Here is an 11,579-nt window from a genome sequence, read left to right on the forward strand (position 1 = left end):
ACAATTGCCATTGACGGACTGATATTTCCTTCGTTATAATACTTTTTATCCTTATTATCAGGACTTAGAAAAGTAATATAATCGGCTTCGGCAGAAAATAAGGCGTGAAATTTCTTGATCGACACAATTACTGAAATCGCCCACGAGTTTGGAGCCAGCTCTAAATTTAGCGGCAATTCTTTCTGTGGATTGTATAAAAGCAACGATTTTTCTTCTTTCAATTCTAAAGCATAATTGCCTTGATTGAATAAAAATTTTGCATTTCCTTTTATCCCGAAGTGAAACTGTATCAGGCCAGTACCTATTATTTCGTGCTGTGCATAAAAAGGTTCTGAACCATCGTTTTGAAAACGGATCAGCGTAAAGTCGTCTTCAATTTTTATAACTTCTTGAGAACTCATAGCGATATTTTTTTGAAACGAAAATCAAAACAAACTCAAAATGTTATTTAGAACGACTCTAAACTAATCACTTCAAAGGAGTTGATTTTGCTACAAAAGTAGTCCTTTTTACTCAAAAACACCTATTTAGGTTCAAAAAAACATACAGCGACATAAAAAGTACTTTTAGCGTTATTTTTATCGATGGTATAGTAATAATTTTGTTGCACTTTTATGAAAGTGAATTTATGGAAAACAATAACGTACCGAAACACCTTTATTTTTACTCAGTTGGTCTGAGTTATAAAAAAGCTGATGCTGAGGTTAGAGGTCAATTTAGTTTGGATGCCGTTGCGAAAACTCGCCTGCTAGAACAAGCTAAAAACGATGGAATAGAAAGTTTACTAGTTACTTCAACTTGCAACAGAACCGAAATCTACGGTTTTGCTGAACATCCATTTCAATTAATAAAACTTATCTGCGACAACAGCAACGGTTCTGTTGATGCTTTTCAAAAAGTTGGTTTCGTTTACAAAAATCAAGAAGCAATAAATCATTTATTTCGCGTAGGAACTGGTTTAGATAGCCAAATCTTAGGCGATTTCGAAATTATATCTCAAATTAAAACTAGTTTCATTCATTCAAAATCTTTAGGTTTAGCGAATGCTTTTATGGAAAGACTAGTAAATGCCGTTATTCAAGCGAGCAAAAGAATTAAAAACGAAACGGAGATTAGCTCTGGTGCTACTTCGGTTTCTTTTGCATCGGTACAATACATTCTTAAAAATGTAGAAGACATCAGCAACAAAAACATTTTACTTTTTGGAACTGGAAAAATCGGAAGAAATACATGCGAGAATTTAGTAAAGCACACTAAAAACGAGCACATCACTTTAATAAACCGTACTAAAGATAAAGCAGAGAAATTAGCAGGAAAATTAAATTTGATTGTTAAAGATTACTCTGAATTGCATTTAGAACTTCAAAAAGCCGATGTTGTAGTTGTTGCAACAGGAGCACAAAACCCAACAGTTGACAAAGCCATTTTAAATCTTAAAAAACCTTTGTTGATTCTTGATTTATCGATTCCAAAAAACGTTCATGAAAATGTTGAGGAATTAGAAGGTGTAACTTTAATCCACATGGATTATTTGTCTCAATTGACAGATGAAACTCTAGAAAACAGAAAATTACACATTCCAGCCGCAGAAGCGATCATTGAAGAAATCAAAGAAGAATTTGTTACTTGGATGAAAGGAAGAAAATTTGCTCCGACAATAAATGCTTTAAAAGAAAAATTAAACGCTATTAAAGCTTCGGAATTGGATTTTCAAAGTAAAAAAATCGCAGACTTTAATGAAGAGCAAGCTGAAATCATCAGTAACAGAATCATTCAAAAAATCACTACACATTTCGCAAATCATTTAAAAGACGACGACACCATGGTTGATGAAAGCATCGAATGGATCGAAAAAGTCTTCAAAATAAAAGCATCTTAAATAAAATTTAAACCATATAAGTTATATAAGTTCATTTAAAAACTGTGTTTTACCCAAACTGCTTAAATTACTTATATAACTTATATGGTTCAAAAAATAAAACATGGCTGAAAAAACAATCAGAATTGGAACGCGCGATAGCGAATTAGCACTTTGGCAAGCACATACTGTCGAGAAAAAACTAAACGATTTAGGTTATAAAACCTCGATTGTTGCGGTTAAATCTCAAGGCGATATTATTCTGGATAAACCTCTTTACGAATTAGGAATCACAGGAATCTTCACCAAAACGCTAGACATTGCTATGATCAATGGCGATATTGATATTGCAGTGCATTCTATGAAAGATGTTCCAACAGCTTTACCGAAAGGAATTGTTCAGGCAGCAGTTTTACCAAGAGCCAATGTTTTGGATATTCTAGTGCATAAAGGAAATCCTGATTTTACAAATCCAAGTACCATAGCGACAGGAAGTTTACGTCGCCAGGCGCAGTGGTTTAACAAATACCCAAATCATACAGTAGTTGATTTACGTGGAAACGTAAATACGCGTATGCAAAAATTGCAGGACAATGATTGGGACGGAGCTGTTTTTGCAGCCGCAGGTTTAGAGCGAATCAATTTAAAACCTGAAAACTTCATCAATTTAGATTGGATGATTCCGGCGCCGGCGCAAGGAGCAATGCTTGTTGTGGCAATGGAAAATGACAATTATACTTTGGATGCGCTTTCGCAATTAAATGATATTGAAACTGAAATTTGTACCCATATCGAACGTCAATTTTTAAGAACTCTTGAAGGCGGATGTACAGCTCCAATTGGAGCTTTGGTTACATACAATGAAGATGAAGACACTTTGCATTTTCAAGGTGTTTTGCTTTCTATTGATGGAAAACAAAAGCTGGAAATTGACAAAACGGTTGACATTTCAGAATGGAAAAAACTAGGTTTCAACTCTGCGCAAGAGATTTTGAATAATGGAGGAACGGAATTAATGCAGAAAATTAAAGAATCTCTGAAGAAATAATGGCAAAATCAGTTCAAATATTATCTACTAAAATATTATCTCCACTTCATAAACAAGAGTTAATGAAATATGGCGTCGAATTAATCGAAGCCGATTTTATTAAAACCGAAAACAAACCTTTCGAATTAAAAGACCTCAACCAGAGTCTAATTTTTACAAGTCAAAATGCCGTTCATAGTGTTTTATCAGATCCAAAATCAGAAGAACTAAAAAAGAAAAATGTGTACTGCGTTGGACTTAAAACCAAAAGTCTTTTAGAAGAAAATGGTTTTAATGTTATTGCTTACACCGGTTATGCTTCAGATCTAGCTGAAATTATCACTTTGATTTATGGAAATGAAAGTTATACTTTTTTCAGCGGAAACCTTAGAAGAGATACTTTGCCAGAAGCTTTAAAAGAAAACGGAATTAAATTCAATGAAATTCAGGTTTACGAAACTACGTTGCAACCTCAGAAAATAAAAGCAAATCCCGAAGCAATTTTGTTTTTTAGTCCGTCTGGAGTTAAAAGTTATCTGAAACACAATACCATAAATAAACAAATCTGTTTCTGCATTGGTGATACTACCGCAGAAGCTTTAAATAAAATCACGAAAAACATCATCATTGCAGATCAGCCAACAATCGAGGACGTGATCGAAGATGTAATTCACGAATACAAATAAAAACCTTTGCAACTTTGTCACTTTGCGACTTTGCACCTAAAATAAAAAAAAATGTTAAAAAACGACCTATTTTTAAAAGCATTAAAAGGAGAAACAGTTCAGCGTCCGCCGGTATGGATGATGCGCCAGGCAGGAAGATATTTACCAGAATTTAGAGAACTTCGCGATAAATATGATTTTTTTACACGTTGCGAAACTCCAGAATTAGCAGCTGAAATTACAGTTCAGCCAATTCGTAGAATTGCTCCAGATGCTGCGATTTTATTCTCAGATATCTTAGTAGTTCCAAGAGCTATGGGAATTCACGTAGAATTGAAAGATAATTTAGGTCCGATTATTCCAGATCCAATTCGTACAATGGAACAAGTAAATCAAGTTATTGTTCCAGATGTAAATGAAACTTTAGGTTATGTTTTTGACGCTGTGAAATTGACTAAAGAAATGTTGAATGATGAAGTTCCGTTAATTGGTTTCGCTGGTTCGCCTTGGACAATTTTTTGTTATGCTGTGGAAGGAAAAGGTTCTAAAAGTTTTGATACTGCAAAAGGATTTTGCTTTTCAAACCCAGTTGCAGCGCATACTTTATTACAAAAAATCACAGATACGACTATTTTATACTTAAAAGAAAAAGTAAAATCGGGAGTAAATGCCGTTCAGATTTTTGATTCTTGGGGAGGAATGCTTTCTCCAGTTGATTATCAGGAATTTTCATGGAAATACATCAACCAAATTGTTGACGCTTTAGCTGAAATTACTCCGGTTATTGTTTTCGGAAAAGGATGCTGGTTTGCTCTTGGCGAAATGGGTAAAAGTAAAGCTTCTGCATTAGGAGTTGACTGGACTTGTTCGGCTAGAAATGCTCGTTATTTATCTGGCGGAAACATTACTTTGCAAGGAAACTTTGATCCGTCAAGATTGCTTTCTCCAATCCCGACTATTAAAAAAATGGTTCACGAAATGATTGATGAGTTTGGAAAAGACAAATATATTGTAAATTTAGGTCACGGAATTTTACCAAATATTCCTGTAGATCACGCAAAAGCGTTTATTGATGCTGTGAAAGAATACGGGAATTAGTATTTAGTTTTCAGTCGCGGTCGCAGTATTCAGTTTTACTCTGAGGCTGGAAACTGCGACTGAAAACTTTAAACTCAAAAATATGCTCGCAAACCTAAACCTCAACAGAAACTCACCGTTTTCATTTATCGAATACGGATTTCAGGCGTACTACGCTTATGTGTTTTTGATGGTTTGGACGCATCCAGAATTGCACCCCGTTAGTCTTATAAATGACTTGGCCGTTTTGATGGCTTTTGAGTTTATTATGGTTCATTCAGGAGTTTTTATGGCGGTTATGCCAAAAAAATGGTCACTTTTTGTGTTTTTCCCACTCTATGGTTTATTTGCCTACTCTTTTAATGAATCAGTAGTTAATACTAACATTCTGTATATTTATCTGCTTACGGTTTTAAATAGAATGCGTTTTGCTTTTTCAAATGTAGCGCCAGAAGTCAGAGTATATCAAATGGGAAAATCTGCAGCAAAAGCAGTTTTCTATTTTTTCCTAATCCTAGCGGTTTGCATTGGAAATTCTATAATACCTCCATTCGGACTGACAAATGAGTTTTTAGAAAAATCACATTATTTCCAAACCGTCAAATCAAGCGGGTTATTTATAGAAAAGCCTTATGTGCCTATCTGTATGGGATTTATTTATTATGCTTTGCCTGTTTTATATTTTATTTATCGAATACTAAAAGGCTTTGGAAAAAAGGAATCTTCTCAAAATGGAAAATTAATCTTCAGCCGAACAACTGTCAAATCGAATAAATTCTAAATTATGCTAAATAAAGGCTTACGAGACGAAGAAAAAATAAGAATTGATAACGTTCTCAAAACGTTACGAACTCTTGTTTTTGTGCCTTATCCTTTGGATGATTTACAAAAGACAGAAATTGAAAATCAACTAAAAGAATTCGCTTTAAACATTGAAACTTTAGTCGATTATTCAAATGAGGATTTAATCACATTATTAATGCGTCTTCATTTTGACTGGGACCAATTAGAACAGTTTGCCGATATTTTAATGGAATTTTCTAAAACAGAAAACTATAATTTTACGGAAAAAGCATTAGCAATTTACCAATATATTCAACAAGAAAGCAAGGTTTTTTCTTTTGGAATAAATACTAAAATTGCATCTTTAAAAAACAATCACATATGAGTTTTATAGATTGGAAAACAGACCGAATCGAGAACGTTCTTCCTGAGGAATTTTACAAACTAATCGACAAGAATAGAAATCATATTGGAAAAACATTTCCTGTAACTCTGGCAAATTCTGACTCACCAGAAAAAGCAGAAAATTTTATCTCATTTAATAAAGATAAAGAAAGAAATAGCGAAGGATATTATTTCTTCGCCCGAGACATCAAAACAAATAATCTAATTGGTTATTTATGTGTAAAAACTATCGATTATCGTATTTCTAAATGTGAGTTAGGTTATTTTATTGACGAAGATTTTCAGGGAAAAGGAATAACTTCAAAAATGGTTTCAGACGCGCTTAAGTTTTGTTTTGATGAATTAAAAATGAATAAAGTTTTCATTTGTACATCAGAAGTAAATTTAGCAAGTCAGCGAATCGCTCTAAAACATAATTTTAAACAAGAAGGAATTTTAAGAGATGAGTTTAGAAATGGTGACGGCACTTTGCAAAACACCGTTTATTTCGGACTTCTTAAATCAGAATATATAAAATCATGAAAGACAAATTTTACGCATACATACAAAACTTACAAGACCAGATTTGCGCTGGATTAGAAGCTGTTGACGGAACTGCAAAATTTCGTGAGGACTTATGGAAACGTCCAGAAGGCGGTGGCGGAAGAACACGCGTTATTGAAAACGGAGCTGTTTTCGAAAAAGGCGGTGTAAACATCTCAGCCGTTCATGGAAAACTTCCTGAAACAATGCAGAAAATGTTTGGCGTTGGTGAGGCCGATTTCTTCGCTTGCGGATTAAGTTTAGTACTGCATCCAAAAAACCCTATGGTTCCTACTGTGCACGCCAATTGGCGATACTTCGAAATGTATGACGAATCTGGAAAAGTAATCGAACAATGGTTTGGCGGCGGACAGGATTTAACTCCATATTATTTGTTTGAAGAAGATGCAATTCACTTTCATCAAACTTGTAAAACAGCTTGCGACAAACACAATTTAGATTTTTATCCAAAATACAAAAAACAATGCGATTCGTATTTCTGGAACACACACCGAAATGAAGCACGCGGACTTGGCGGTTTGTTCTTTGATTATTGCAAAGCAAATGAGCAAATGTCAATGGAAAACTGGTACGATTTTGTAACCGAAGTGGGAAATAGTTTCCTTGAAGCTTATGTTCCAATTGTAGAAAGAAGAAAAAACCTTTCTTATACTCCAGAGCAAAGAACCTGGCAAGAAATCCGTCGTGGACGTTACGTTGAATTCAATCTTGTTCATGATAAAGGAACGCTATTCGGTTTAAAAACAAACGGAAGAATTGAAAGTATTTTAATGAGTTTGCCTCCGCATGTTCAATGGGTTTACGATCATCATCCAGAAGTTGGAAGCGAAGAAGAAAAATTGATCCATGTATTGGCAAATCCTCGTGAGTGGATTTCTTAATCTAAAAATTTATTTAACACATAGAAACATAGATTTAAAGACCTATCTTAGAGGTAATTTTAGAAAATTATATTTTTTCACATAGCTCTATGTGAATTATTAAAATGGAACTTCTTTTCAAATTTATCTAAAACTATGTTTCTATGCGTTTAAAACTGATTTACGCCACATTCTTTATCAGCATTTTTGGGTGTTTCGCCCAAAAAGATTCCCTGCAAAATCCGTATTTTAAATCATATAATGATAAAATTACTGCTAGTATTTATTATCTAGATACTTCTAATAGTTTTCAGATTGCTTCAGATAATACCGATCCAAAAACATATGTAAATCTAATTCCGAATCGAAGAGAACAAATAGGTTTTACATTAAACTATAAAATCATTGATATCACAATTGGTTTTGCTCCTAAATTTCTAAGTCAGAACAAAGGTGATTCTCATTCCAAAAATTTTAATTTCAACACCCGTTTTTACTTAAAAAAATGGATGCAGTCGTTCACTTTTATCAATCAAAAAGGATTTTATATTAGCGATGACAATGTAATTGCGCAACTGCCAAACATGCGAACAACAAAAATTGGCGGGTCTACAGCTTATGTTTTTAATGATAAATTCTCTTTTAAAACATTGGTAAGCCAAAACGAATGGCAGACCAAAAGTTCTGGAAGTTTTATTCCGACTTTTTCTTTTTATTACACCAATTTAGATTTAAATACTCCCGATTCGTCACCTGGCGATATTTATGTTATAACGCTGGCCCCTTCTTATTTTTACAATTTCGTAATTAGTGATCGCGTCCTAATTGGTGCTGGACTCGCTTTAGGTGCCGGAATTAATATTATTGACCGAGACACCTCAGCTTTGTATCAAGCAGATTTCAATTTGAAATTGGCTTATAACAAAGATCGGTTTTTTGGTTTTGCCAGTCTTAACACAATTGGTTTTGCACAAGATGACAAAGTAGATCCGCGATTGAATGACAATATTTCTACTCTAAAACTGTCTGTTGGTTATCGATTTGATCCTCCGAAAAAAGTAAAAGAAGTCTACGATAAGGTCAATGAAAAAATAGGTCTTTGATAAATCTTAATCTGAAATAAACGGCCAACAGGATAAAAATGCTTAAATTACAGAGATTTATGAAAAACTAAAATTCATTATTATGGGAAATAAAAACACAGAACAATTAAATCTCATGCATTCTCGAAAAGGATTTATTGCAGCATTAGATCAAAGCGGTGGAAGTACTCCTAAAGCACTTTTACAATATGGAGTGGAAGAAAACCAATATACAAACGATGAAGAAATGTACGCTCTTGTACATGAAATGAGAACTAGAATTATTAAAAGTCCAGCATTTGACAGTCAATATATTCTCGGTGCAATTTTGTTTGAAAACACAATGGATCGCAAAATCGACGGACAATGGACAGCAGATTATTTATGGGAGAAAAAACATATTATTCCTTTTTTGAAAGTAGATAAAGGTCTCGCCGAAACTGCAAATGGCGTACAACTAATGAAACCTATTTCTGGTTTAAATGAATTGCTAGATCGTGCTGTAGAACGCAATATCTTTGGAACTAAAATGCGTTCTGTAATAAAAGAAGCCAATCCTGAAGGAATACGAGATGTTGTTGCCCAGCAGTTTGAAGTGGGAAAACAAATTTTCAGCAAAGGTTTAATTCCAATTATAGAACCTGAAGTTGATATTTACAGTCCTGATAAAGAAAAATCGGAACAGATTCTGAAACAAGAAATCCAGAAACAGCTTAATGCATTGGATAAAGAGGTAAAAGTAATGCTGAAACTTTCAATTCCGACCGTAAACGATTTTTATAAAGATCTCATTTCAGATCCTCATGTGGTTCGTGTCGTGGCACTTTCTGGTGGCTATTCTCGCGAAGAAGCAAATCAAAAACTCTCACAAAATCACGGATTGATTGCCAGTTTTTCTAGAGCATTGTCTGAAGGATTAACAGCAGGTCAGTCTGATCAAGATTTTAATGCCGAATTACAAGAAACCATCAAAGGCATTTATCAGGCTTCTATTACCTAGCAAACTGAAAAAACCAAACGTTCCTACGGAACGTCAATAAATGGTACCGTCAATTTTTTTTCTACCGACGAAACATTCCTACGGAATGAATCATTTTTTTGAAAAAGAAAAATCCCTGATACTCTCGCATCAGGGATTTTTCTTTTCAATTACTTAGAAGTCATTTCTTCGGCTAAATCTAATGTCTGTAGAATAATATTTTTATCAGACTTAAAAGAGTTTAGTTTAAAAACGAATTTCAATTTATTGTCGATTAGCTTTTTAGGAGATTCAATAGAAATATCTGAAAACTGAGATGAAATTTTAGTCATTCGATCCAACTCTGAATCTTTTGCTTTCTTACCGAATGTTTTCACGGTTTTCGCAAGATCTAGTTTTCCAGAAATATAGTTTTTACTCAAATCTTTCTTTGTGTCTTTTGCAAAAGATCCTTTTCCAGAACCAAAATAATCTTTTGTGTTAGCAACAATTACTACATCTTTGTCTTTTGCAATAAAAATATCACCATGATCTTGTGTACCTGCAACAATGTATGAATTTCCGTTTGGGATCAATACTTTTTTGCGAACACCCAATTGCAATAATTTATCTCCAAATGTTGGATGCGTAGAAGTAAAAATCACAGAAAACAGAGGAACATCTTTTTTCACTTTTTCTTCCGTTATTGTTTCTTCATAATTCTCGTCATAACCATATTTTTTACTCAATACCTCAACTTCTTTCACATCATATAAAAAAGCGCTTAAATCACCGTCAAAAAGCTTTGCTGTTGCTTCTTCGTCAACAATGGTAGAAATCAAATCTGTAATTAGTGCAATATCTTCTTTGGCAAATTTTGGATTTTGAAATAATTCTGACATCAATGACGGAAAGTTTTCAAGTGCCGCTTTTGTATTCGCATGATATGAAATGTATCCTAGAGGCTTTTCCGCAGGAAAATAATTAAAGATATTTCTGTTGATTTTTCTATCGCTGATTTTGCTTACAACATCAGCAATATCTGGAGCATATTCAATCACTTCTTCAATTCGAGAATTATCATTATCAAAATAAAAATCCAGATTTATGCCTTTTACAAAATTCCCAAAATTCTTCTGCATCGGCAAGTATTTATCATAACCTCCAAATAGTGCTAAAGGATAATTGTATAACGAATAAAAACTAGACATAAGTCCGCCATAATTTACCCAAGTCGAAATATCTGCTGAAGCATTTATTTTTGAAAAACTTGGCGATGTAAAACCATTTTCAAATAAACCTTTTATAATTTGGCTTTGCTGCTCGGCTAGTTTTTTATCAAATTCTGCCTGCTCTGCGGTATATTCTTCATAAGGATTTCCATCATACAAATAATCTTGTTCCACAGTTTCTGCAGATCCTACTGGTGCTTCAACGGCTATTGGTTCGTCTCGCATTACAGATGGTTCTGCTATTTTTGGCGGATTTGGTGCTTCTTGTACTCCATACACTGGCGGAGCATCTACAATTACAGTTTCTTCATACGGCTCTGAAATTCCTATTGAATCATTTAAAACAGGAGGTCTATCTGGAGAAGCATAAAATTTATTAGGAAGTCTTTTTGTCAATTCAAATATCACTAAATAATTTTCATTCCAAACAAATGATCTTTTTAAACCGCTTGGTGTAAAAACAGCATATTTTCCAAATTCTTCAATTGTACTATTCTTTCCGTTTGCACCTTGTTTTTCAATCAGATATTGTCTTACTGCTTCTTTGTTTTTTATCGGAATAGTAACTTGATAAAACGGAACGCTATCTAAGAAATTCCCATGAACCGTAATTTTCTGATCCAATTGAATAATCGAAGTATATTGACGAAGATCAAAATCAGGTTTTTTACTAGTGTATCTTGTAATAATTGAGTGGTTCAGCACTTCGTTTATGTTTACTTTCTTCGAAAGCTGATTTCCGTTAAACTGAACAAAATAATCATATTTGTCTGGACTCGTTTGTCCAAAAGTAAAATAGACGGCAAATAGAAAAACTAGAGTGTAAAAGTACTTCATAAAATCAAGGCGTTAATTGGATTGTATTATTCATTAAAGTCGATTTTTTAAATACGCTGTACATACTTTGTTTTAAAAAAACCGTTTTTTTATTTTTTGAAATCTGACTGTTCACATTATCTACAGCCAGAATATCTTTATCGAAAGTATAAATAGAAATAATGCTGGCTTCTTCTAGATCTTTCTTTTTCTTTGGGTCATTTACTACTTTTTCGGGAATTGGATAAGACGCAATTCTTTCAAAAGTTTTGC

Annotated in this window: 11 protein-coding genes and 2 pseudogenes; 10 read left to right on the plus strand and 3 right to left on the minus strand. The window is 33.6% G+C overall.

The window, feature by feature from the left end:
* Nucleotides 1-401, minus strand: a pseudogene (locus tag B3J44_RS16690) (AraC family transcriptional regulator); the annotation flags it as partial.
* A 227-nt stretch (nt 402-628) separates the two neighbouring features.
* Between B3J44_RS16690 and hemA the strand changes: the two are divergent.
* From hemA to B3J44_RS16740, 10 genes are all read left to right on the plus strand, one after another.
* Nucleotides 629-1,879 (plus strand): glutamyl-tRNA reductase, encoded by a 1,251-nt coding sequence (hemA, locus tag B3J44_RS16695; protein WP_111377704.1) that lies wholly within the window; start codon nt 629-631, stop codon nt 1,877-1,879.
* Between the two features lie 103 nt (nt 1,880-1,982).
* Nucleotides 1,983-2,906, plus strand: a complete 924-nt coding sequence (hemC, locus tag B3J44_RS16700; protein ID WP_286969776.1) for a hydroxymethylbilane synthase — start codon at nt 1,983-1,985, stop codon at nt 2,904-2,906.
* Nucleotides 2,906-3,571, plus strand: coding sequence for a uroporphyrinogen-III synthase (locus B3J44_RS16705; RefSeq protein WP_286969778.1), 666 nt, complete (start codon nt 2,906-2,908; stop codon nt 3,569-3,571). Before hemC ends, B3J44_RS16705 begins: the two co-directional genes overlap by 1 nt.
* 51 nt (nt 3,572-3,622) lie before the next feature.
* Nucleotides 3,623-4,648 (plus strand): uroporphyrinogen decarboxylase, encoded by a 1,026-nt coding sequence (gene hemE / locus B3J44_RS16710; RefSeq protein WP_286969779.1) that lies wholly within the window; start codon nt 3,623-3,625, stop codon nt 4,646-4,648.
* A gap of 82 nt (nt 4,649-4,730) precedes the next feature.
* On the plus strand, nt 4,731-5,408 hold the full coding sequence (locus B3J44_RS16715) for a hypothetical protein (RefSeq protein WP_286969780.1): 678 nt from the start codon (nt 4,731-4,733) through the stop codon (nt 5,406-5,408).
* A 3-nt stretch (nt 5,409-5,411) separates the two neighbouring features.
* Complete coding sequence (locus B3J44_RS16720; RefSeq protein WP_286969781.1) at nt 5,412-5,795, plus strand: hypothetical protein; 384 nt, start codon at nt 5,412-5,414, stop codon at nt 5,793-5,795.
* Nucleotides 5,792-6,337 carry a GNAT family N-acetyltransferase gene (locus B3J44_RS16725; RefSeq protein WP_286969782.1) on the plus strand — a complete coding sequence of 182 codons (546 nt, stop codon included), beginning with the start codon at nt 5,792-5,794 and terminating at the stop codon, nt 6,335-6,337. The genes B3J44_RS16720 and B3J44_RS16725 overlap by 4 nt, the downstream gene beginning before the upstream one ends.
* Nucleotides 6,334-7,239: an oxygen-dependent coproporphyrinogen oxidase gene (hemF, locus tag B3J44_RS16730; RefSeq protein ID WP_286969784.1), complete on the plus strand. Its 906-nt coding sequence runs from the start codon at nt 6,334-6,336 to the stop codon at nt 7,237-7,239. The genes B3J44_RS16725 and hemF overlap by 4 nt, the downstream gene beginning before the upstream one ends.
* Before the next feature lie 143 nt (nt 7,240-7,382).
* Nucleotides 7,383-8,321, plus strand: coding sequence for a DUF4421 family protein (locus B3J44_RS16735; protein ID WP_286969785.1), 939 nt, complete (start codon nt 7,383-7,385; stop codon nt 8,319-8,321).
* An 82-nt stretch (nt 8,322-8,403) separates the two neighbouring features.
* Nucleotides 8,404-9,300: a fructose bisphosphate aldolase gene (locus tag B3J44_RS16740; protein WP_286969788.1), complete on the plus strand. Its 897-nt coding sequence runs from the start codon at nt 8,404-8,406 to the stop codon at nt 9,298-9,300.
* A 149-nt stretch (nt 9,301-9,449) separates the two neighbouring features.
* On the opposite strand, the gene B3J44_RS16745 is transcribed toward B3J44_RS16740, so the two are convergent.
* Nucleotides 9,450-11,327 (minus strand): hypothetical protein, encoded by a 1,878-nt coding sequence (locus B3J44_RS16745; protein WP_286969789.1) that lies wholly within the window; start codon nt 11,325-11,327, stop codon nt 9,450-9,452.
* A 4-nt stretch (nt 11,328-11,331) separates the two neighbouring features.
* Nucleotides 11,332-11,579 (minus strand): annotated as a pseudogene (locus B3J44_RS16750) (hypothetical protein); the annotation flags it as partial.

This window comes from Flavobacterium sp. UBA4854, from assembly GCF_002399805.1.
GTDB lineage: Bacteria > Bacteroidota > Bacteroidia > Flavobacteriales > Flavobacteriaceae > Flavobacterium > Flavobacterium ginsengisoli.